The 22,757-nt window shown below is 58.3% G+C and carries 22 protein-coding genes; 10 read left to right on the top strand and 12 right to left on the bottom strand.

All coding sequences use genetic code 11. The features are described from left to right. Positions 1-36 precede the first annotated feature (36 nt). Positions 37-354, bottom strand: coding sequence for a DUF3775 domain-containing protein (locus tag AC2FIT_RS03965; protein ID WP_068336837.1), 318 nt, complete (start codon positions 352-354; stop codon positions 37-39). An 87-nt stretch (positions 355-441) separates the two neighbouring features. Beyond that, positions 442-1,215 carry a DUF1365 domain-containing protein gene (locus tag AC2FIT_RS03970; protein WP_496826848.1) on the bottom strand — a complete coding sequence of 258 codons (774 nt, stop codon included), beginning with the start codon at positions 1,213-1,215 and terminating at the stop codon, positions 442-444. A gap of 146 nt (positions 1,216-1,361) precedes the next feature. On the opposite strand from AC2FIT_RS03970, the gene AC2FIT_RS03975 reads away from it, so the two are divergent. Genes AC2FIT_RS03975 through AC2FIT_RS03985 form a run of 3 tightly spaced genes read left to right on the top strand, consistent with a single transcriptional unit; the run spans position 1,362 to position 3,134 of the window. Continuing rightward, the gene (locus AC2FIT_RS03975; protein WP_496827163.1) at positions 1,362-2,018 is read left to right on the top strand and encodes a sigma-70 family RNA polymerase sigma factor; all 657 of its coding nucleotides are present in this window, start codon (positions 1,362-1,364) and stop codon (positions 2,016-2,018) included. Positions 2,019-2,027: 9 nt separating this feature from the next. Beyond that, positions 2,028-2,678 carry a ChrR family anti-sigma-E factor gene (locus AC2FIT_RS03980; RefSeq protein ID WP_496826850.1) on the top strand — a complete coding sequence of 217 codons (651 nt, stop codon included), beginning with the start codon at positions 2,028-2,030 and terminating at the stop codon, positions 2,676-2,678. A gap of 51 nt (positions 2,679-2,729) precedes the next feature. After that, positions 2,730-3,134: a hypothetical protein gene (locus AC2FIT_RS03985; RefSeq protein ID WP_496826852.1), complete on the top strand. Its 405-nt coding sequence runs from the start codon at positions 2,730-2,732 to the stop codon at positions 3,132-3,134. A 3-nt stretch (positions 3,135-3,137) separates the two neighbouring features. Here the strand turns inward: AC2FIT_RS03985 and AC2FIT_RS03990 are convergent, their stop codons facing one another. From AC2FIT_RS03990 to AC2FIT_RS04015, 6 genes are all read right to left on the bottom strand, one after another. Then, on the bottom strand, positions 3,138-4,367 hold the full coding sequence (locus tag AC2FIT_RS03990) for a DNA recombination protein RmuC (protein ID WP_496826854.1): 1,230 nt from the start codon (positions 4,365-4,367) through the stop codon (positions 3,138-3,140). A gap of 52 nt (positions 4,368-4,419) precedes the next feature. Continuing rightward, positions 4,420-6,285 (bottom strand): DNA mismatch repair endonuclease MutL, encoded by a 1,866-nt coding sequence (gene mutL / locus AC2FIT_RS03995; RefSeq protein WP_496826856.1) that lies wholly within the window; start codon positions 6,283-6,285, stop codon positions 4,420-4,422. Between the two features lie 286 nt (positions 6,286-6,571). Then, positions 6,572-7,501 carry a metal ABC transporter permease gene (locus AC2FIT_RS04000; RefSeq protein WP_496826858.1) on the bottom strand — a complete coding sequence of 310 codons (930 nt, stop codon included), beginning with the start codon at positions 7,499-7,501 and terminating at the stop codon, positions 6,572-6,574. Then, a complete protein-coding gene (locus AC2FIT_RS04005; protein WP_496826860.1) occupies positions 7,498-8,703 on the bottom strand; it encodes a metal ABC transporter permease in 1,206 nt (401 codons plus the stop codon). The genes AC2FIT_RS04000 and AC2FIT_RS04005 overlap by 4 nt, the downstream gene beginning before the upstream one ends. Before the next feature lie 2 nt (positions 8,704-8,705). Beyond that, a complete protein-coding gene (locus AC2FIT_RS04010) occupies positions 8,706-9,509 on the bottom strand; it encodes a metal ABC transporter ATP-binding protein (RefSeq protein ID WP_496826862.1) in 804 nt (267 codons plus the stop codon). 3 nt (positions 9,510-9,512) lie between these two features. Further along, positions 9,513-10,466 carry a metal ABC transporter solute-binding protein, Zn/Mn family gene (locus AC2FIT_RS04015; RefSeq protein WP_496826864.1) on the bottom strand — a complete coding sequence of 318 codons (954 nt, stop codon included), beginning with the start codon at positions 10,464-10,466 and terminating at the stop codon, positions 9,513-9,515. Between the two features lie 196 nt (positions 10,467-10,662). On the opposite strand from AC2FIT_RS04015, the gene deoC reads away from it, so the two are divergent. From deoC to AC2FIT_RS04030, 3 genes are all read left to right on the top strand, one after another. Further along, positions 10,663-11,661 (top strand): deoxyribose-phosphate aldolase, encoded by a 999-nt coding sequence (deoC, locus tag AC2FIT_RS04020; protein ID WP_496826866.1) that lies wholly within the window; start codon positions 10,663-10,665, stop codon positions 11,659-11,661. A gap of 75 nt (positions 11,662-11,736) precedes the next feature. Then, positions 11,737-14,070, top strand: coding sequence for an aldehyde dehydrogenase family protein (locus AC2FIT_RS04025; RefSeq protein ID WP_496826868.1), 2,334 nt, complete (start codon positions 11,737-11,739; stop codon positions 14,068-14,070). A 24-nt stretch (positions 14,071-14,094) separates the two neighbouring features. Further along, entirely contained in the window at positions 14,095-14,913 is an 819-nt protein-coding gene (locus tag AC2FIT_RS04030) for an SDR family oxidoreductase (protein WP_496826870.1), read from the top strand. 35 nt (positions 14,914-14,948) lie between these two features. Here AC2FIT_RS04030 and AC2FIT_RS04035 read toward each other — a convergent pair whose 3' ends face one another. After that, positions 14,949-15,941 (bottom strand): ABC transporter ATP-binding protein, encoded by a 993-nt coding sequence (locus tag AC2FIT_RS04035; protein ID WP_496827165.1) that lies wholly within the window; start codon positions 15,939-15,941, stop codon positions 14,949-14,951. Positions 15,942-16,028: 87 nt separating this feature from the next. Here AC2FIT_RS04035 and AC2FIT_RS04040 point away from each other — a divergent pair, with 87 nt between their 5' ends. From AC2FIT_RS04040 to polA, 3 genes are all read left to right on the top strand, one after another. Then, complete coding sequence (locus AC2FIT_RS04040; RefSeq protein ID WP_496826872.1) at positions 16,029-16,208, top strand: zinc-finger domain-containing protein; 180 nt, start codon at positions 16,029-16,031, stop codon at positions 16,206-16,208. 90 nt (positions 16,209-16,298) lie between these two features. Beyond that, complete coding sequence (locus tag AC2FIT_RS04045; protein ID WP_496826874.1) at positions 16,299-16,961, top strand: YrbL family protein; 663 nt, start codon at positions 16,299-16,301, stop codon at positions 16,959-16,961. A gap of 169 nt (positions 16,962-17,130) precedes the next feature. Next, positions 17,131-19,929: a DNA polymerase I gene (gene polA / locus AC2FIT_RS04050; protein ID WP_496826876.1), complete on the top strand. Its 2,799-nt coding sequence runs from the start codon at positions 17,131-17,133 to the stop codon at positions 19,927-19,929. Positions 19,930-19,974: 45 nt separating this feature from the next. On the opposite strand, the gene AC2FIT_RS04055 is transcribed toward polA, so the two are convergent. Further along, positions 19,975-20,283, bottom strand: coding sequence for a DUF2798 domain-containing protein (locus AC2FIT_RS04055; RefSeq protein ID WP_496826878.1), 309 nt, complete (start codon positions 20,281-20,283; stop codon positions 19,975-19,977). Further along, positions 20,268-21,023, bottom strand: coding sequence for a hydroxypyruvate isomerase family protein (locus AC2FIT_RS04060; protein ID WP_496826880.1), 756 nt, complete (start codon positions 21,021-21,023; stop codon positions 20,268-20,270). The genes AC2FIT_RS04055 and AC2FIT_RS04060 overlap by 16 nt, the downstream gene beginning before the upstream one ends. Positions 21,024-21,205: 182 nt before the next feature. Between AC2FIT_RS04060 and AC2FIT_RS04065 the strand changes: the two genes are divergently transcribed. After that, positions 21,206-22,144, top strand: coding sequence for a DMT family transporter (locus AC2FIT_RS04065; RefSeq protein ID WP_496826882.1), 939 nt, complete (start codon positions 21,206-21,208; stop codon positions 22,142-22,144). Here AC2FIT_RS04065 and AC2FIT_RS04070 read toward each other — a convergent pair. Next, positions 22,141-22,719: a DUF1285 domain-containing protein gene (locus tag AC2FIT_RS04070; RefSeq protein WP_496826884.1), complete on the bottom strand. Its 579-nt coding sequence runs from the start codon at positions 22,717-22,719 to the stop codon at positions 22,141-22,143. The genes AC2FIT_RS04065 and AC2FIT_RS04070 overlap by 4 nt on opposite strands. Positions 22,720-22,757 lie beyond the last annotated feature (38 nt).

Below are 22,757 nucleotides of genomic sequence, written 5' to 3' on the forward strand. Positions count from 1 at the left end.
ACACCAGCTCAACGTTTATTCGACCGGAAACAGACCCTACATAAGGTCGTTTTCTACATCCTCAGCCGAGATACCAAGCGCATCCAATCCGTTTTCAAGATGATCCGAAAGGTGCGGGGTTCCGATCAGGTAATCGGCACAGGGCGTCGAGGCCTCTGATTTGGCGGTTGCGATTGCTTCAGCCAGATCCTCGGCAAAGAAACTTTCACGCCCGACCCACATGACCGCAACCAATTCTGCCTGCTCATCTTCGCTCATACGGTCAATAAATGCGCGCAGTTCCCCCTCGGCCCGATTCAGTTCACGACCCATCATGGCCACCTGAGCGATTTTTCTTGCCGAGATTTCCAACATGTCCCAACTCCTTGTGTTCGCGGTTTCAACCTTAGCACAATCACTGTCAGACGTCTGAGTCTTTGATCTTACTCAAACAAAGCGGCCTCAAGGTTCACGAATACGAGACACCGGATGATCGGGAACAGGCGCAGAGCGAAACGCGCGGAACCGGGCCTTTTTCGCCCACAGTTTCACCGCCTGCCACAAGATCAGGAAAAATGCGCGGCGGGCTCCAAAGGGGCGACGGACCAATGACCAAATGATTGCGCGGTCGGTCAACCTGGTCCGAGGGCCGGTTAACGTTGCAATCAAGCCGCCACCTTTACGGCCATAGTCAATCCACACGCCCACGCGTTCGGGGCGATAGTCGAACCGAAATGTGTAGCACCCCTCGACCTTCTGAAAGGGCGAGACATGCATCAGCTTGTCCGCCACGATCCGGTCCGACGGTTGAATCGGCGCGAAACCCGGATTGTAACACAGATAGCTATGACGCGTGCCAAAGGTGTTCGTGACCTCGGCGACGACCGCGTAAAGCTGGTCGGTGTCATCAAAGCAGAACCAGAAGCTTACCGGGTTGAACACATGACCGAACACACGTGGCTGCGTCAGAAGGGTGATATGGTCGGGCTGTGCCACACCAAACTGGTCGAGCTGCTCACGCAGCCAAACCGCACCACGCCCTTGTCCCGGTTCTCCGCCATGGTCCAGATCCCGCCAGTTTGTCACGTTGGGTTGGTTTTTCGAAAACAGCATCGGGGTGTCAGGGTCGGACTCCGGATCTAGCAGGATGTAGTCTACCGAGTAACGAAAAGCGTTTTGAATCGCGCCTTTTCGCCCGTGAAATGTGTGGCCTGCAATGTGGTCGACCCAGTTCAATTGAATATCTCCGCCGCGCCTGTAAACCGTTCAATCGGCATTCTTTTCCTCATTTGTATACATATGTCTGTACGAAAAGCAGCCGTAGACGGATCAAAAACGAGCTACAAAGTGATCCGGCTTGGGTCGCGCGTCGTAATGTGGTTATGTTTACCGAGATTGATACCGTGACCTTGGACGATCCGGCGGCTGATGGGCCAGCGCCGAGGCCTTGGCGCGATAAGACACGTACCAGGGGCAAGTCGGTGAACAGTGCGAATGGCAAGCGCGAAACCAGAACTGAGTGGGTAAGCCACGTCAGACGCATAAGAGACGCGCAGGACCAGGCGGCCTTTGCCGAACTGTTCCAACATTTCGCGCCTCGGATCAAAGCGTTTCTGATCAAATCTGGATCAGACACAACATTGGCCGAGGAATGCGCCCAAGAGGTTATGGCGACCTTGTGGCACAAGGCGCACATGTTCGATCCCGCCCGTGCAACCGTGGCCACCTGGGTGTTCACGATTGCACGGAACAAGCGCATCGACGTTTTACGCAAACAACGCCGCCCCGAGCCGGAAGATCTGGGTTGGGGCCCCGAAGCTGAACCTGAACAGGACGACGTCCTCGCACTGCAGCAGGAAACAGCGCAATTGCGCGATGCCATGGCGGCGCTTCCTGCCGCGCAAAGAGAACTGATTGAGAAGGCATATTTTGGCGATCTCAGCCACCGCGAGATTGCGTCACAGACAGGGTTGCCTTTGGGAACAATCAAATCACGTATACGGCTGGCGCTGGACCGCTTGCGCCACGCGATGAATTGAGATGAAAAGATGAGCAACGAAATCAAACATCACCTAACTGACGACCTGCTTATGGCTTATGCCGCAGGCTCATTGCCCGAAGCGTTCGACCTCATGGTCGCCACGCACCTGTCGCTATGCGACCATTGCCGTGCGCGCGCAGAAAGTTTTGACGCCGTGGGCGGGTGCGTTTTGCAGCAGCAAGACGGAACTGCCGTAATGTCCGATGGGTCGCTGGCAGCAACCATGGCTTTGATTGCCAAAGGTGCACCGATTGCAAAGCCCGCCCGCGCGGGGTGCTCGGTTTTGCCTGCACCGTTGCAGGATTATGTTGGCGGAGACGTCAACAGCATCAAGTGGCGATCGATCGGCATGGGCGTCAAGCAGGCGATTCTTCCGACCACAAGCGAAGCTACTGCGCGTTTGCTGTTCATTCCTGCCGGTGCTGCGGTTCCTGACCATAGTCACAACGGCATGGAACTGACGATGGTGCTGCAAGGTGCTTTTTCGGATGAGGTTGACCACTTTGCCCGCGGCGATGTTGAGATCGCGGATGAAGACCTACACCACATGCCGACTGCGCATATTTCAGAGGATTGTATTTGTCTGGCCGTTACTGATGCGCCTCTGAAGTTCACCAAAATGATGCCGCGCCTGTTCCAGCCATTCCTTCGAATCTGAATAGGCCTTGGTTTGTGCTATACTTTCCCAAGTTTGTTTAGGGAGTAGACCATGAAATTGCGTTTAATCCTAAGTGTATTTTTCGCAGGCTTGGCCTTCACTGCATGGGCACAACAGACATCCGACGTGAAATTCGAGCCGGGTAACTTCGGTACGATGGTCAGCGGTACCATCACCGGCGACGAATATTTTGACTACAACTTAGGCGCAAAAGCCGGGCAGGAGATGTTTGCCGAGCTTCAGGTCAGTGATACAAATGGCAATGGCGTGATCTATTTCAATATCCTGCCACCCGGCAGCGACGGGGCCGCGATTTACAACGGCTCAATCGACGGGAACACCGCCCGGATCGATCTGCCCGATGACGGAAACTATACGATCCGTGTCTACCTAATGGGTAATGACCGCGACACCGGCAAAACGGTTGGGTACAATCTGGACCTGTCGATCCAGTAGACCCTAACCCTCGGTCTTGCCAAGTGGCACGACGTTTGTGTGATCGTCCGGGGCAAGCTCCTCGAAATCGAAATTGTCCAGACGCTGCGCCCGACGACCCGCTTTCTCGGCGCTGATTTTGATTTCAGAAATGTCCTTGGCCGCCTGACCGAAATGACGATCGAGGTTTAAAACCCGATCCTCCAGACGTTCCACATCCTTGTGCAGCATACCAAGCTCTTTGCGGATCGCCCCGGCCTGTTCGCGCATCCGTGCGTCTTTCAGGATTGCCCGCATCGTGTTCAGCGTGGCCATGCAGGTGGTCGGGGACACGATCCAGACGCGTTTGCTGAAACTTTCCTGCACCAGTTCGGGGAACTTGGCGTGTAGCTCGGCATAGACCGCTTCGGACGGCAGGAACATCAGCGCACCATCAGCGGTTTCGCCATCCAGAATGTATTTCTGCGAGATATCCGTGATGTGTTTGCGCACAGTGGTGCGGAACATCTGCACGGCCGCTTTCAGTTCCATGTCGTTGGTCGATCCGATAAGTGCCTCATACGCCTCAAGCGGGAACTTGCTGTCGATCACAATCGGCCCCGGCGGATTCGGCAGATTGATCAGGCAATCCGCGCGGCGCCCATTTGACAAGGTCGCCTGCAATTGAAAACTGTCTGATGGCAGCGCTTTAGAGACGATGTCGTTCAACTGAATCTCTCCAAATGCACCGCGGGTTTGCTTGTTTGAAAGGATGTCCTGCAGCGACAGCACGTCACCCGACAGTTTGGTGATATTGTCCTGCGCCTTGTCGATGGCGGCCAGACGTTCCTGCAATTGCGTCAGCGAAGTAGCTGTCTGTTTCGAGGAGCCATGCAGCGATTCTTTCATCCGCTCCTGCATCTCGGCCAGCGCGCGGGCCGATTTCATCGCATTTTCCGCCAGCCGGTCATTCATCTGCTGCTGAACCGAAGACAGGCGGGATTCAACTGTTTGAATCACCTGCACCTGCGCGTTGGCTTGCGTGTCTGATACATGCTGCAACCCGCCGCGCAGTTGCTCTTGTCCCTGCCCCAATTGCTGCACATGCTGACCCAGATGGGCCATTTGCCGTGCCAGGGGTTCGGCCATCCGGGCTGAGCGATTCGAAGCGCGCAAAGACATGAACAGAAGCAACAGGATCAGGGCTACAATCCCACCCGTGATCAGGATCACAGGGTCGTTCAAAGCCATTTCAGTGCCAGCAATCTCGATCATGTCGCCTCGGATGTTCTTGTTTTATTCTTCTTAGCCCGGCTTGACAGTCAGATCAACTGCGGCCGAACAAACGCTCAATATCGGTCAGCTTCAGTTCGACGTATGTCGGTCGCCCGTGGTTGCATTGCCCCGAATGCGGGGTCGCTTCCATGTCGCGCAGCAGAGCGTTCATTTCTTCTGCGCGCATTCGGCGACCCGAGCGGACCGATCCATGGCAGGCAACCCGGCTTAGGATCGCCTCAATCCGCGCCTGTACCGTCTGGCTTTCACCCTGATCGGCCAGCTCGTCGAGGATATCCAGGATCATCGCGCGGGCATCGACCTCACCCAAGATCGCGGGTGTTTCGCGTACAGCAATGGCACCGCCACCGAAAGGCTCAAGCGTCAGCCCAAGGCGGGACAAATCATCAGCCACAGCCATCAGGCGCGCGCAATCGCCCTCAGACAGTTCGACGATCTCAGGGATTAGCAATGCCTGTGCGGCCACGCCATTATCTGCCATCTGGCGTTTGAGCTTTTCGTAAACCAACCGCTCATGCGCGGCGTGCTGGTCAACGATCACCATGCCATCGGCGGTCTGAGCGATGATGTAGTTTTCATGCACCTGCCCGCGCGCCGCGCCCAATGGCAAGTCTTGCGTCGGAGGCTCCTCAACGACTGGCACTGCAGGCGCGGGCTCAACAACGCTGCCGCTGTAGTCGTGCGACAAATCTGCGAATCCGGGCGACTGTGCTCTGTATGCGGCCTGTCGTGCCGCAACCGACGGCCGATCCATCTGATATACCCGCGCCGCTGCGGGCTGCGCTGGCAAGGTCGGTTCGGGCCGCATCGCACCCAAGGTGGCATTGGCCACGGTCGAAGACGCCCGATGCCCTGCCTCGGCCAAAGCATGCCGCAAGGCCGAGACGATCAAGCCACGCGCCACGCCGGGCTCGCGGAAGCGGACCTCGGACTTCGCGGGATGCACGTTCACGTCCACCAGAGTTGGGTCGCAGTCAATGAAGAGAGCCGCCGCCGGGTGCCGGTCACGGCTGAGGAAATCGAAATAGGCTGCGCGTAAAGCACCAGTGAGCATCTTGTCCCGAACAGGGCGGCCATTCACGAACAGGTATTGGGCCACCGCCGCACCGCGCGAATAGGTCGGCAAAGCAGCGTATCCGTATAGTCGGATGCCTTCGCGCGTCGCCTCGATCTGCAAGGCATTCTCGGCAAAATCGCGGCCGATCACACGCGCCAGGCGCGCATGTAGCGCGTCGAACAGATCGCCATTCTCGCGGTCGGCGCGGAAGGTCACACGACCCTCACCCCCACCCGAGACATCGCGCAAGGTGAAAGTGATCGAAGGCTCGGCCATGGCCAGCCGTTTTACCGTATCGGTGATCGCCTGTGCCTCAGCCCGGTCGGTGCGCATGAATTTCAGACGGGCGGGCGTGGCGAAAAAAAGCTGCCGCAGTTCCACCACGGTACCAGCACGCAGCGCTGCGGGTTTCATGGCCTCCATCTTACCGCCCGCCACATGGATCGAGGCAGCCTCAGCCCCCGGCACCCGGCTGGTGATGGTCAGCCGCCCAACCGCCGCGAGCGAGGGCAACGCTTCGCCCCGAAAGCCGAAGGTGTGAATGTTCAGCAGGTCCGAGCCATCGATCTTTGATGTGGCATGGCGTGACAAGGCCAGCGGCAAATCATCTGCCGAAATCCCGCAGCCATCATCGCTGACACGAATCAGTGTCTTACCCCCATCGGCAATGTCGATGGCAACCCGGGTCGATCCGGCGTCGATCGCATTTTCGACCAGTTCTTTCACGGCAGAGGCCGGACGTTCCACAACCTCACCCGCGGCAATACGGTTGATCGCGGCATCGTCGAGTTGCCGGATTACGGGGCGATTTTCGCTGATATTGGGGTTTGCTTGCGCCATGCTACCAGACCTAGCACAGGTTCGCACGATTCTGCCACCGGTTTGGCGGCTGTAATTGTCCTGAAGAGGGGGGGGCGTTCGAACAATCTCGCAGCGCTGGTCTTGTTTAACGCAAAGCTGGTCGAGATTGTCCGAACGTTCCGAAGTGAGTGGTGGTCATCCTGAATTCATTAGCGGTTGTCTTAGCACGAAACGCGATATCACAGTTACGTGATCTACTAACGCACCGTATCTAGGCGATTTTCAGCCGAAAGGTGCGATTCACCGCTAGCGGGAACATGCCGTGTCAAGCCTCTTGAGGGGCGCCGGTACGCGTGCGGTAAGGACCCCACAGTGCTGCAATGGCCAGAATCAGGCCGGACATTGTTGCGATCATACCTGCCGCGCTGACCGCATCCGCAGCCCCCAGCCAAAGCGGCCCGTACCCCGCCAAAACGTACCCCGACACCGCCGACGCACTGGCAAAGACGACGCTCCACGCGATCTGCGCCTCAAGCCCGTTGGTCATCATCCGCGCTGCCGCCGGGGGGCAGATGAACATCGCGATCACGATAATAGAGCCGACCGCGTCAAAAGAGGCCACGGCGGATATGGCCGCCACGATCACAAGCGCCATGCCAAGTGTACCGGTGCGAATGCCGATGGTCTGGGCAAAACCTTCGTCAAAAGTGGAAATCTTCAACGGACGCCAGAACACCCAGATGAACAGGATCACCCCGACCAGCGTCAACGCAATCCGCGGCAGTTCCGGCGGCAGACCGGCCAACGCCGTCAGATCCAACAACGACGACCACCCCACCGCATCCAGCCAGATCAGGCTTTCCAGATTGCCATAAAGCGCATGTTCCACGTCCAGATGTACACTCGACGTATCGGTCAGCTCCAGCAGCAGCACGCCGCCCGCGAACATGGTGGTGAAAACAACGCCCATCGCGGCCCCCGGTTCGATCTGGCCCAACCGCCGGATCGCCTCGATCATCACGACCGAGACAATCGCCGCGCCCGCAGCGCCCAGCATCATGGGCCATGTCGAGATTGTACCCGTCAGAATAAAGGCCACCACGATGCCCGGCAGAACCACATGGCTGATCGCATCACCAATCAGCGCCTGTTTTCGCAGGACCAGAAAGTTACCGGGCAAAGCGCAGGCAATCGCTGCGAAGGTGCCGATGAGCAAAGGTGTCAGCGACAGTGGAACGAAATCTTCACCATTCATGCTGGAACCTCCTGCAGGCCGCCGATCCGGCGGTCGATCTCAGCGATCTGGTCACGGGTTAGCACCGTCTCAATATCACGCAACCCGTCATAGAGCGCCGCCGTCGCCTCATGCGCCTGGTCGGCCCGGATAACCTCCCACCGCTTTTCATCGCGCAGCGCCTTGGCGGCAAGGGCCTTGCCAGCCTCGGTGGCAACCCCGTCAGCACGGGCAAGACCAGCGCGTGCCAGCAGGCGCAGGGTGAGCGGCTCATAGATTTTCTGACCTTGTGCAAGCGCCAGAAGGCCTTGGCGGATATGAACGCGGCGCTGGAATTTCAGATGCTGCAAAACGGCCGCCAACACACCCCGGCCCGGCGCAAACAACAGCGACAGAGCAAAGAAGCCAAAGCTGACCAAGACGATGATGGGACCGGTCGGCAGGTTGGGGGTAACAGCCGAAAGAGCCGCCCCAAGATATCCCGCCAGCCCCCCGGCCAGACCCGCCAGCATCACCACCCTGTCGGACCGTTCAGTCCAAAACCGCGCGGTGACAGCGGGGATGATCAACAACGCCACGATCAGGATCAAACCAACGATTTTCAAACCCACGACAGTGACGGCCATCACCAGCCCCATCATGGCCAGATCAATACGATGCACCGGCAGACCCTGCGCCGCAGCGTAGTCCGCGTCAAAGGCAACAATCGTCATTGGACGGCGAATGATCATCACCATCAACAATGTCGCCGCGCCGCCAATCACGATGATCAGCGCGTCGGCCCACAGCATCCCGGCCGTCGACCCCAGAAGGAACCCTTCGAGTCCGGCCTGACGGCCCACACCCATCGTCTGAATGACCGTCAGCAACACGATGCCAAAGCCGAAAAACACTGAAAGTACAGCTCCGATCGCCGCATCCTCAGCCAGCCGGGTGCGGCGCGTCAGCCAATTCATGCAAAGCAAACCGATCCACGCCGAAATCGCCGATCCGGCCAGCAGGCCGATCAGGTTGCGCCCGTCACCACCCAAGGTGACCAGCATCATGAAAGCCAAACATACGCCCGGCAGTGTCGCATGGCTGATCGCGTCACTGACAAGCGCGCGCTTTCGTAGGAACAAAAAAGTGCCGGTGACTCCGGCTGACACGCCCAACAGGGTCGCACCAATCGCGACCAGCGTGGCATTGTAGCCAAGCTGCAGTGTCAGAGCTTCCCAAAGCATGACTACGCCAGCGCGCGCGAGATCTGGTCGATCTGAGCGGTGGCCAGGCGTCCGCCATACGCTGTTTGCAATGTTTCAGCCGTGAATGCCGTAGCCACAGGACCTTCGGCCACTTTGCGGGTATTGATCAGGAAGACATGATCGAAATACTCAGTGACGGTGGCCAGATCATGATGCACGACAACAACTGTCTTTCCAGCGTCTTTCAATGATTTCAGAACTGCGATGATGGCTTTCTCGGTTGCGGCATCAACCCCGGCAAACGGTTCGTCCAGCAAATAGAGGTCAGCATCCTGCGCCAATGCGCGCGCCAGGAAAACCCGTTGCTGCTGACCGCCGGAAAGCTGGCCAATCTGGCGATCCGCGAAATCGCGCATGCCAACGCGGTTCAGACATTCCATCGCGCGCGACATGTGCCGTGCCCGGATACGGCCCAGCAACCCCAGCTGCCGCGACAAACCCATCAGGACAACGTCGATCACGCGTGTCGGGAAATCCCAATCCACGCTGGCCCGCTGTGGGACATAGGCGATGCGGGCGCGCTGCTGTTCCAGCGGCTTACCAAAAACAGTCACCTGCCCGGACAGCGGCGCCACAATTCCCAAAGCAGCCTTGAGCAGGGTCGATTTCCCCGCTCCGTTCGGGCCAATGATTGCAGTCATCGCCCCCGGCTGCACGGTCATATCAACCGAAAACACCACCGGTTTCTGCCCATAGGATACGGTCAGGCCCCGTATGGCCAAGGGGCTGTCCTCAACATTGTGCTCGGCAACCGGGATACCCTGATTTGTGGCCAATTCCAGCATGCGTTAGTACCCCGCCGACAATTTGCCGTTCATCCCACGTTCGGGCACGTCTGCGCCCAACGCTCCGGCGATCGTGGTAATATTGTGGTCCAGCATGCCCACATAGGTGCCTTCGTAGGTGCCCGGCTCGCCCATCGCGTCGGAATAGAGCTCACCACCCACACCAACGTCGTGACCCTTGGCCGCCGCGCCTTCAATCAGCGCGCGCATCAACCGATCGGAAACTGAGCTTTCCACAAACACCGCTTTTAGTTGCTTATCGACCAGCTTATCCACCAGCTCTCCGATGCGGTTCAGACCGGCCTCAGACTGGGTCGAAATCCCCTGAATACCCATCACCTCATACCCGTGTTCAGCGCCGAAATAGCCAAACGCGTCATGCGCCGTAACCAATACGCGGTTCTGTTCCGGAACGGCGGCAAGGGTCTGGTCAGCGTAGGCTTGCAACTGCTCAAGCTCGGCCAAATGCGCCTGTGCGTTCGCAGCAAAGATGTCGGCGGCCTCGGGGCGGGCCTTGGTCAGAGTTTCCTGAATCTCGATCACAACTTCTCGCCAAAGGTCCGGGCTCATCCAGACATGCGGATCGTACTTGTCAGCGTAGTCGTCGTGCGCACGCAGTTTGGATTTGTCGATCCCCTCGGCCACGGCCACCACGGTGCGCTTGCGGCCGAGGTCATGGAAAAAATCCTCCATCTGAGCTTCCAGATACAGGCCATGCCACAGTATCAGGTCCGCGCGGGTCATCGCCACGATGTCGCTGCGGGTCTGGCGATAGGCATGCGGATCAACACCCGGCCCCATCAGACCTTTTACTTCAACCTGATCACCACCGACCTGACGGGTCGCATCAGCGATCATACCAGTTGTTGCGACCACTTTCAGGGGCGTTTCGGCCCATGCGGTTAAAGGCAATGCAGCAGCAAAAGCCAGCGCTGCAAGAAAGCTGCGACGAATCATACCAATCCCCGGTTTGCTGTCCTCTTGCAAATGAATATGCGAACCATTCGCAACTAAGTCAACGCTATTGCGAATTATTCGCAAAAAAATATTTTCTTTGTCCATTTGGTCAAAAATATACAGGTTGGCCTCTGCTACGCCTTCCATTTAGGCACCTCTCGTGCAAGTTTGACGCAAACCTCCAAAGGATGTGACAATGGAAACGCAGAGCTCAGACAGCCCCGTGCGCACCGCGCATCTGCCGCAAGTGACCGAACCCAGAAACCCCGGTATGAATCTTGATCTGGATTGGGTGCGTGCGGTTCAGGCCAATACGTCGGCCATTGAACGTCGCGCAGCAACCCTGCCCGGTCGGCGATCTGTAAAGAAAGATTATCAGGCGGCTTGGTTGCTGAAGGCGATCACGATGATCGACCTGACCACCTTGTCGGGCGACGACACGGTTGGCCGGGTGCGACGCCTTTGTGCCAAGGCACGTCAACCGGTGTCGCCTGCGCTGTTGCGTGCAATGGACATGACGCCGATCACTACCGGGGCGGTCTGCGTTTATCACGACATGGTCGAGACCGCCGTTGAGGCGCTAGAAGGCACCGGCATCCCGGTGGCTGCGGTGTCCACGGGGTTTCCGGCTGGCCTGTCGCCGTTTCACCTGCGCGTGGCCGAGATCGAGGAAAGCGTTCAGGCCGGGGCTGAAGAGATCGATATCGTGATCTCGCGCCGCCACGTGCTGTCGGGCAACTGGCAGGCTTTGTATGACGAGATGAAAGCCTTCCGTGCGGCCTGCGGCGATGCGCATGTCAAAGCCATCCTGGCGACCGGTGAACTGGGTAGCCTGCGAAACGTCGCGCGCGCCTCGCTGGTTTGCATGATGGCCGGGGCGGATTTCATCAAAACCTCGACCGGGAAGGAAAGCGTCAACGCCACCCTGCCCGTTTCACTGGTGATGATCCGAGCCATCCGCGACTATTATGACCGCACCGGATATCGCGTTGGCTACAAACCTGCGGGCGGCATCTCGAAGGCTAAGGATGCACTGGTTTACCTGGCTCTGATCAAAGATGAGCTTGGAGACCGCTGGCTGGAACCCGATCTGTTTCGCTTTGGCGCGTCGTCTCTGCTGGGTGATATTGAACGACAGTTGGAACACTATGTGACGGGCTCATATTCCGCCGGTTACCGTCATTCTATGGGGTGAGGCACGCCCGGAAATCGCTCCAGTGGAGCGATTTCAGTGCCGAACGGGCGAAGCCCCGGGAAAAGGACAAGAACGATGACAGTCAAAGAGATTTTCGAAACCATGGATTACGGTCCCGCCCCCGAAAGCGCCGCTGAGGCTTTGGCCTGGTTGGTCGATCAGGGCGACAAGTTCGGCCACTATATCGACGGCGCTTTCACCAAACCCGGCAAAGGGTTCGAAAGCCGCAACCCGGCGACCGGAGAGGTTCTGGCTAAGCTGACACAGGCGAAACAGGCCGATGTTGACGCCGCCGTCGCTGCCGCCCGCAAAGCGCAACCAAAATGGGAGAAACTGGGCGGCGCGGGACGTGCGCGCTATCTCTATGCCGTTGCACGGCTGTTGCAGAAGCATTCGCGCTTGTTTGCCGTGCTTGAAAGCCTGGACAATGGCAAGCCTATCCGTGAATCGCGCGACATCGACATCCCACTGGCGCAGCGGCATTTTTACTATCACGCTGGCATGGCGCAACTGATGGAGAGCGAGCTGCCAGACGCGCAGGCGCTTGGCGTTTGCGGGCAGATCATTCCTTGGAACTTCCCACTGCTGATGCTGGCGTGGAAGATTGCGCCCGCTCTGGCGATGGGCAACACGGTGGTTCTGAAACCGGCCGAGTACACCTCGCTGACCGCCTTACTGTTCGCCGATATCTGCACGCAGGCCGGTTTGCCAAAAGGCGTGGTCAACATCGTTACCGGTGACGGTGCCGTGGGTGAGATGATCGTCAACGCGGATGTGGACAAGATCGCGTTTACCGGCTCAACCGCCGTGGGTCGGCGTATCCGCGAGGCGACTGCAGGGTCAGGCAAGGAACTGACGCTGGAACTGGGCGGCAAGTCCGCCTATGTGGTTTTTGACGACGCCGATATCGACAGCGCCATCGAAGGTCTGGTCGACGCGATCTGGTTCAATCAGGGCCAGGTGTGCTGTGCAGGGTCCCGCCTGCTGGTGCAAGAGGGGATAGCCGACCGTTTCCACGAGAAGCTGCGCGCGCGGATGGACACGCTGCGCATTGGCGATCCGCTGGACAAGTGCATCGACGTGGGTGCGGTAGTGGATCCGATCCAGTTACAGACCATCAAGGGCATGGTTGAAAGCAATACGGTTGGCCACGTGCATCAGGCCGCCTGTGAGCTACCTGAGAATGGCTGTTATTATCCGCCGACCCTGATCTCGGGCCTCGAAACCTCCGATCTGCTGATGCAGGAAGAGATTTTCGGCCCGGTGCTGGTTTCGTCTTCCTTCCGTACCCCGGCTGAGGCCGTTGAGCTGGCCAACAATACCCGCTACGGCCTGGCGGCAACCGTCTGGACCGAGAATGTAAACCTCGCGCTGGATATCGCGCCTAAGCTGGTTGCGGGTGTGGTTTGGGTGAACGCAACTAACTTGTTCGACGCCGCCGCAGGCTTCGGCGGTGTGCGTGAGAGCGGCTTTGGTCGTGAAGGCGGTTGGGAAGGTCTGGCGGCTTATACAAAACCTAAGGGCAAGGCCAAGCCACTGGCGAAAATCGAGTCCATCACCGGAGAAGGCGCTCCGGTTGATCCCATCGACCGCACCGCCAAGATGTATGTCGGCGGCAAGCAGGCGCGCCCCGATGGCGGCTATTCCAAACCCGTGTGGGGCAAGACCGGCCTGCTGGGCCATGTCGGGCTTGCCAACCGCAAAGACGTCCGTAACGCGGTTGAGGCCGCAGCAGGCGCAAAGGGCTGGTCCAAGACCACCGGCCATCTGCGCGCGCAGATTCTGTATTATATCGGCGAGAACCTCTCGGCCCGTGCCGATGAACTCGCCGCGCGCATTGACGCCATGACCGGCAAGAAAGACGGCACGAAAGAGGTTGAGACCTCGATCCAGCGTCTGTTCACGGCCGCCGCCTGGGCCGACAAGTACGACGGTCAGGTCCATGGCGTTCCGATCCGCGGTGTTGCCATTGCGATGAAAGAACCGGTCGGTGTGATCGGCACGCTCTGCGCGGATGAAGCCCCCCTGCTGGGCTTGGTTTCCGTGATGGCGCCTGCGATCGCGATGGGAAACCGGACGGTTCTGGTGGCGTCAGAGCCCTATCCGCTTGCCGCGACAGACTTCTACCAGGTGCTTGAGACTTCGGACGTGCCTGCGGGTGTGGTCAACATATTGACAGGCAGCCACGGGGAACTGGCGAAACCGCTGGCCTCGCATCTGAACGTGGATGCGGTCTGGTCGTTCTCCTCCACCGATCTGTCGCAAGAAATCGAAACTGTGTCAGCCGGGAACCTTAAGCGGACCTGGGTCAATAACGCGACTTCATTTGACTGGAGCGTGGACCAATCGCGCCGCTTCCTTCAGGCTGCAACCGAAGTGAAGAACATCTGGGTGCCCTACGGTGAGTAAGGCACCCCGCTAAGGGAGGTCTACATGGATTTTGCAGGGCAAACTGTCATCGTCATTGGCGGGACCAGCGGCATCAATCGGGGTATTGCCGAGGCTTTTGCGGCCTCGGGGGCCAAACTGGCAGTTGCCAGCCGGTCGCAGGAGAAGGTGGATGATACACTCACCGCGTTGAAAGAGGCCGGTGCCGCAGACGTGGTCGGCGCAGCCTTTGATGTGCGCGACCCCGAGGCGGTGGCCGAGGGCCTCAGACAATTCCACGAGGCCTTGGGCGATTTCGACGTTCTCGTCTCGGGCGCGGCGGGGAATTTCCCGGCGCTGACCTCTGAGATGTCGGTAAACGCGTTCAAGACGGTGGTGGATATCGACCTGATGGGCACCGTCCACGTGATGAAGGGCGCCTATCCGTACCTGAAACGACCCGGTGCCAGCATCATCAACATTTCCGCCCCGCAAGCGTTTCTGCCCTATGAGGGACAGGCCCATGTCTGCGCCGCCAAGGCAGGCGTCGATCAGATCACCCGCACCCTGTCAATGGAATGGGGGGTTGAGGGGATTCGCGTGAACTCGGTCGTGCCGGGTTTCATCGAGGGCACCGAAGGAGCACGACGGTTGGCTCCAACGGAAAACGCGCATGAAGAGATCAGACAGGACGTGCCGCTGGGGCGTTGGGGCACCACGCAGGACGTGGCCAATGCCTGCCTGTTCCTTTGCTCGGACTTGGCCAGCTATATCAGCGGAACAGTTCTGTCCGTCGACGGGGCTCTGTATCAGCGCGGGTCGGGCAAATTCGGACAAATGATGGGGCAAATGCTCCGCGCACAGGCGAAAAAAGACCCTAAATAACCGAAACATTCTGGCCCTGTGCGGATTAACCGGGGCTACAGCCTGACCCGGTGCATCCCCCCACGGGGTTGGTCGTGATCGTCCACCGGGGCTTCATCCTCGCGGGAGGAGGTAAGCGCGAGGAAGACATCCTCAAGATCGGCTTCTTCGGTTCGGACGTCGCGGATACGGATGCCAGCCTGCCGGACGGCTTCCAAGACCTGCTCGGCGCTGGTCTGGATGCTCTGATACCGCAGTACAAGGTTTCCATCCTCGCGCAGTGCCGCTTCGACACCTTCCGCGGAGGGCAGATCGGTGACAGGGTCGTCCGGCGCGATCACCATGGTGCGGCTGTCCATCCGCCCAAGAAGGTTGGCGGTACTGTCCTGCGCGATCATTTCTCCGTGATTGATGATGGCGATCTCGTCACACATTTCCTGCGCTTCTTCCAGGTAGTGCGTAGTCAGAATAATGGTCATACCCTGCTCGTTCAGTTTGCGCACATTGGCCCAAAGCATCTGGCGCAGCTCGATATCGACACCGGCCGTGGGCTCATCCAGAACCAGAATCTTGGGATGATGCACCAGCGCCTTCGCCAGCAGCAGCCGCCGCCGCATACCGCCTGACAGGGTTCGGGCATAGGCTTCGGCCTTGTCGCTGAGGCCGACAACGTCCAGAATCTCGGCGCTGCGGCGCTGTGCCTTGGGAACGCCATAAAGCCCGGCCTGAACTTCCAACGCGCCACGAGGCGTGAAGAAAGGATCAAGGTTCAGCTCTTGCGGCATCACGCCGATTGCAGCGCGGGACTGGCGCGGATGTTTATCCTGATCGAACCCGCAGATCACGACACGGCCTGCGGTTTTCACCACCAAACCAGCCAAAATGTTGATCAGCGTCGACTTTCCAGCGCCGTTTGGCCCGAGCAAACCAAAAACCGAACCGCGCGGGACAGTCAGGTCAATGCCCTTGAGTGCGTGTTTCTCAGGCTGGCCCTTGCCGCCCTTATAGGTCTTGCGCAGGCCTTCGATTGTGATTGCCGCATCGCTCATGTGGCCCTTGCCCCCGGTTTGCTCATCGCTCATAAACGCACCTAATACATGCCCGCGAGGCCGACAACCGAAGAAGGATCGCCAGCCGTGACCATCGAAGCGCCGGAAACCAAGATCGTCGAAACCACCCGTGTCGCCTGCGACGGTGGCGAGGGTGCATTGGGTCATCCGCGCGTGTGGCTTCAAATCCCCGAAGACATCGGTTGGGTCGAATGCCCCTATTGCGACTGCAAGTATGTCTTGGCCAATAGGGATTTCCAAGACTGATACATTGCTGCTACAGATGCAGTCGCCGTGTCGGGCCTGGCCTACCTAGACCTGCGCATTTTTCTGTTTTTAGCACGGAGCGGACTCTGGATGCTGTTTCCAGTGCAGCTATTGCAATTGTCAGATCAGGATCTTGTGGCAGAAGGTGGCCACAGGAACGTATACGCCTGCCCGAAACAACCAGGGCTTCTGATCAAGGTAACGCGGCCACGAACGCGCCCGAACCGGTCTTTCATGAAGCGCGTGATACGGCGGTTGCTACCTGACTCAGCGCACCGGAACGCATTGAAAGAGCTTGAGTGTGAGATGAAAGCGGCGCTGAAAAGCGGCCATGATGTTTCGCTCCTGCCTTTGGCCCGTTCGTTTGGTGTCGTACAGACAGTTGTTGGTCCGGGCGTATTGGTCGAAAAAATTCAAACCGCAGAAGGTGACCTTGCACGAGATCTCTTGTCTATGTGCAAGCAACACCAGCCGACTGGTGAGGTTTTGCACGATCTCAATGACTTCGTTCACAAATTATTTGAACTTCAGATCGTTGGCCGCGATATCCATGCCGAAAACATTGTCTACGGCGTACGAGACTCGGTCCGCATGTTCTTTCTGATAGACGGGTACGGAGAGCGTAACCTCGTGCCCCTGCGCACGTTAAGCCGCAGGTTGAATGACCGCTCGCTCAACAAACAGATGAGCCAGATTGCCGAAAGCACGGGGTTAATTTGGGATGCAGTGAAGCGGGAATTCAAAAACGCTTAATCCGCTGTATCTAAAAAGTTTATCACCTGACAGAGCAACACGCCTCAGTCGGTGGATTTGGCGCAGGCCAAGTCTTTTCGAAATCTCTTTGACGGTTCAGCCGCGTTCTTGACTGGTCACCCGTCTAGCCCTGTGGCAGAACCATCCCTGACCGACAGGGAGAGCGCGCATGAGCAATTTCGGAAAAGGATGTCACCTGCATCTGATTGACGGATCGGCCTTTATTTTCAGAGCCTATCACGCGTTGCCTCCGCTGACGCGAAAATCTGACGGGCTGCCGATCGGGGCCGTTTCGGGCTTTTGCAACATGCTGCAAAAATATGTCGAAGGGAATACCGGGCCGGATGCGCCGACCCATGTGGCGGTCATCTTTGACAAGGGCTCTCATACCTTCCGCAACGACCTGTATGAACAGTACAAAGCAAACCGCGAGGCGATGCCAGAAGACCTGCGCCCTCAGATTCCGCTGACCCGTGAAGCAACCCGCGCTTTCAACATCGCGTGCAAGGAATTGGAAGGCTACGAGGCCGACGACATCATCGCGACCCTCACCGTTCAGGCGCGCAATGCGGGCGGACGTGTCACCATTGTCAGCTCTGACAAGGACCTGATGCAATTGGTTGGCGACGGCGTTGAAATGCTGGACGCGATGAAGAACAAGCGTATCGACCGGGATGGCGTGGTCGAAAAGTTTGGCGTTGGACCAGAACGTGTGGTTGATGTGCAGGCCTTGGCTGGCGACAGCGTCGACAACGTTCCGGGCGCACCGGGGATCGGGGTAAAAACCGCAGCCCTGCTGATCAACGAATTTGGCGATCTGGAAACGCTGCTGGATCGTGCGGAAGAGATCAAACAGCCCAAGCGCCGCCAGACCCTGATCGAAAAGCGCGATCAGATCGAACTGTCCAAGAAACTTGTGCAGTTGGACGAGAACACTCCGTTGGACTTCACTTTGGACGATCTTGAGGTGACGGACCCTGATTCCGATATTTTGCTGGGCTTCCTGGCCGAGATGGAATTCCGCACCCTAACGAAGCGCATCGCGGATAAACTGGGGGCAGAAGCGCCCGTGATTGCCGACGTGCCTGCGCCTGCCGCCGAGGTGGAAGAGGTTGAGGCCGCACCCTTTGATGCAACGAAATATGCGTGTGTCCGCGACGCTGGCGCGCTGCAGAAATGGATTGATCAGGCCTATGAACGCGGCTGGGTCGCGGTGGACACCGAAACCACTGGTCTGAACGAGATGATTGCTGATCTGGTGGGTATTTCGCTGTGTATCGAGCCGGGTGAGGCCTGCTATGTACCTCTGACCCACCGGGATGGGGCGGCTGATGATCTGTTTGGATCGGATGCGTTGGCCGAAGGGCAGATGCCGCTGGATGAGGCTCTAACACTGCTGAAACCGATGTTTCAGGACCCGTCGATCCTGAAAATCGGGCAGAACATGAAATACGACGCCAAGATTTTCAAACGGTATGGCATCGACATTGCCCCCATCGACGACACCATGCTGATGTCGTACGCGATGCACGGCGGCGAGCATGGGCATGGCATGGACACACTCTCGGAACGGTATCTGAGCCACACACCGATCCCGATCAAACCGCTGTTGGGGTCGGGCAAATCGGCGATCACCTTCGACAAGGTGCCAATTGATGAGGCTACGGCCTATGCCGCCGAGGATGCGGATATCACGCTGCGCCTGTGGAAGCTGTTCAAACCCCAACTTCATCAGGTCCAGGTGACAACGGTTTACGAAACCCTGGAACGACCGCTGGTGCCGGTCCTGACCGAGATGGAGATGCATGGCATCAAGGTCGACCGCGATGTGCTATCGCGCATGTCCAACGCGTTCGCACAGAAAATGGCCGGGTTAGAGGCTGAAATCCACGAACTGGCAGGTGAGACGTTCAATGTAGGCTCACCCGCGCAGTTGGGTGAGATTCTGTTCGACAAGATGGGTCTGGAAGGCGGCAAAAAGGGCAAGACCGGCAAGTATTCGACCGGCGCAGATATTCTTGAGGACCTCGCGACCGAGCATGAACTGCCACGCAGGGTGTTGGACTGGCGGCAGCTTTCCAAGCTGAAATCGACCTATACGGATGCGCTCCAGACCCACATCAACCCTGATACGGGCCGGGTGCATACGTCTTATTCTATCACCGGGGCCAACACGGGGCGTCTGGCCTCGACTGATCCGAACCTGCAGAATATTCCGGTGCGCACCGAAGAAGGGCGGCGCATTCGCGAGGCATTTGTTGCCGAGCCGGGTAACGTGATGGTCAGCCTTGACTATAGCCAGATCGAGCTGCGAATCCTGGCCCATATCGCCGATATTCCGGCCCTGAAACAGGCATTTACGGATGGGTTGGACATTCACGCGATGACGGCGTCCGAGATGTTCGATGTCCCACTGGACGAGATGACGCCAGATATTCGCCGCAAGGCCAAGGCGATCAACTTTGGAGTGATCTATGGCATTTCGGGTTTTGGGCTGGCGCGCAACCTGCGCATTCCACGGGCCGAGGCGCAGGGCTTTATCGACCGCTATTTCGAACGTTTCCCCGGAATTCGGAAATACATGGACGACACGATCGCATTTGCCAAGGAACATGGCTATGTCCAGACCCTGTTTGGTCGCAAAATCCATACGCCCGAAATCAATGCCAAAGGGCCGCATGCCGGTTTCTCGCGCCGGGCGGCGATCAACGCGCCGATTCAGGGGACTGCGGCGGATGTGATCCGGCGGGCCATGGTGCGAATGCCGGATGCAATCAACGGCTTGCCCGCCAAGATGCTGCTGCAGGTACACGACGAATTGCTGTTCGAAGTGGCCGAGGGTGCGGTGGATCAGGTAATCGACGTTGCCCGCGACGTGATGGAGGGTGCGTCGGACCCTGCTGTCAAGCTGGATGTAAAGCTGAGCGTGGATGCAGGCCAAGGCGCGAACTGGGCTGAGGCGCATTAGGAAAGGCGCGGCTCATCGGGCCCCGCGGGCCTTCTTCGCCGCGGGTCAGTCCTGCGGCCTGACCAGCCGATTGACTACCCGTTGCACCATAGGTCCGAACAGCAGGATGACGGTAAAGGCAATTGGCCAGCAGAAACTCCACGACGCCATCCAGTTGCCAAGTGTGCTTGGGCCGAACCCGATTGCCTTCACGGTGGCGATACCAGTCACGATAAGCGACATCAGGCCAGACATGATCAGGCTGAACACGGCACGGGAATATTGGGCAGGGATCATCACGGGCATCCTATTGGTCGAAGCCTCTACGATGTGATGCATTTTCTGAAAAAATGCCAGACCTACATCTGCATCCATCCAAGGCTGTCAGATGTGCGCTTTGTTGAGGGTATGTATTCCGCGCTGACCCACCCGGAATAGCCTGCGGCGTCAATAGCCCGGAAAAGACGTTCGAAGTTCGTTTCCCCGGACCCCGGTTCACTGCGGTCAGGGGCCGCGCCGATTTGGGCGTGCACGATCCGGGAGCAAAAGCGATCCCAGATCGCCTGCGCATCGCCGTGGATCATATGTGCGTGAAAGCTGTCATATTGCAGGCCAACATTTGGGCGGCTCACGCGGTCCAACACCTGCGCGGCCAGTTCATAGTCATTCAGAAAATAACCGGGTTGTGAGATCGGATTGAGGGGTTCAATCGTGAACTGCTGTGTTGGTGCAAAATCAGCAGCCCATTGCAGATTACGTTCAAAACAATCCTGCGCCACGGGTCCGTTTGCGTAGCCTGACATGATATGGATCAGCTTTGGCTGCAGAACATCGGCATAGCGTAGAACACGCCGAATGTCGGATTGGAACCGCGCTTCGGCACCGGGGATTGCGGCATAGCCAGGCTCGGCACCGGTATAATTTGGCGGCGGCGCATTGATCAGCACCAGCTCTAGCCCGTTGGACAGTAACGCGCGGCGGGTTTCTTTAGCGGCCAGTTCGTAGGGAAACAGAACCTCAACCGCTTTGAACCCGGCTGCGGCTGCGGCCTCAAAGCGCTCAAGATACGGCAACTCTGTATAGAGCAGGGAGAGATTGGCGGCGAATTTGGGCATGAGGGGTCTCGGGCGGCTATCGCCCGGACCATACTCACAGGCTGATTGCAGGGGAAGGGGGTCAAAAACGACAGATTGTCGAAAATCAGCCAGATCGTGTGCTGCGAATCAGGGACCCTTTGGGCCAATGCGGCGGACCATTTCAGGGCGCCGCTCCAACATGAGGTCTGACTCCAATGGCGATGAGCCCTGACCCCGCGCGCGGGACCGATCTTTCTATGGTTTCTGGTCGCAATTCCGCTTTGTCCGGCAACGGTTTGGCGGTTGCATCCATGCTGACTTGGGCGGCGGGGTTTCCTGCTGCTGAGGTATTGCTGCAAACATGGCCCCCGGTGGCTTTGTTCGCAGCGAGGCTGGCTCTGGCGGTGGCGATCATGGTTCCGATCTGGCTGTTGATCGACGGGCCGCGCAGGGTGATGCGTGCCCGCTGGATGCGTGCGATGGGTGTTGGCGGGGTCGGGTTGGGAACGGGTATGTTCCTAATCATCGTGGCGCAGAAACTAACCGACCCGGTTACGGTGGCGATCATCGCCTCGTGCGCACCGTTGATTGCAACCTTGTTAGAGCTTGCGTCCGGCACGCGACGGCTGCGCTGGAACTTCGCGCTGGGTGTACTGGTGTCAATTGTCGGCGGCTTGATCGCAACAAGCGCGATGGCTCCGGCACAGTTAGGTCTTGGCGCGGCCCTGGCCATCATGTCCACGGGTCTGTTCTGTTGGGCCAGCATGGCGACAGCGCGGGACTTTCCGGAACTCAGCCAGACGGGCCGCACAACGATCACCTTCGTTGGCGGGCTGGTTATGGCGTCGCTCTTGGTATTCGGCGCGGCGCAATTTGGGATGGACGTCTTGCCCTCCAAGCCTGTTGATGCCCAGCAGTCGGGAATGCTGGTCATCTATGCGCTGATCTCGATGGGTCTCAGCCAGGTCTTGTTCATCGCGTCTATAGGCAAGCTGGGAGTGGCCTTGTCCTCGTTCCATATCAATATCGCACCGTTTTACGTGATGGTGATCATGATGATGATGGGAGAGGAGTGGAACAGCACCCGTGCCTTGGGTGCCGGTATCGTTGCGCTGGCCGTTGTGCTTGCCCAGGATCGTCGTGTGACCCGCCCGGCTTAGTCAGGCAGATCATCCGACCGGATTAGCGGAAAGAACTGACCGCCGGACCACACGCCGAACCATTCATCGTGATGAACGGCACGGTCGACAAGGCGGTAGAAACTCTTGCGATCGATCCGCGCCTCAAGATTTGCGCGAACCAGCACGTACGGCGACGGCTCATCGGTTGCGGGGTCAATGACAATGCGGATCGGATGATCCGGGCCGGCCATCGCCCTGTCACCGACCTGGGTGATAAAGGTTAGGTTTTGTGCGTCCCCCACGCCCTCGGCGTCGAAATCCACGGCGACAAAAGGCGCGTCTTCCACGGTGATTCCCACCTTTTCGACCGGAGTCACCAGAAAATATTTCCCATCTTCTTTCTTAAGAATTGAGGAAAAAAGCCTCACAAGCTCGAACCGGTTGATGGGCGAACCTAAATAACTCCATGTACCATTTTTTGCGATCCGGATGTCCAGATCGCCGCAAAACGGAGGATTCCAAAGGTGAACAGGGGGCAAGCCCCGGGTTTTGGCCGCTTTTACCGATGCTGCCAGACCGTCAGGAGAAGGTGTCACAGGTTTTTGTCCGCTCATTACTTTTGCCATTTCCTCTAAGCGCGATACACTTCAAA

Source organism: Ruegeria sp. YTSA135 (assembly GCF_059610165.1).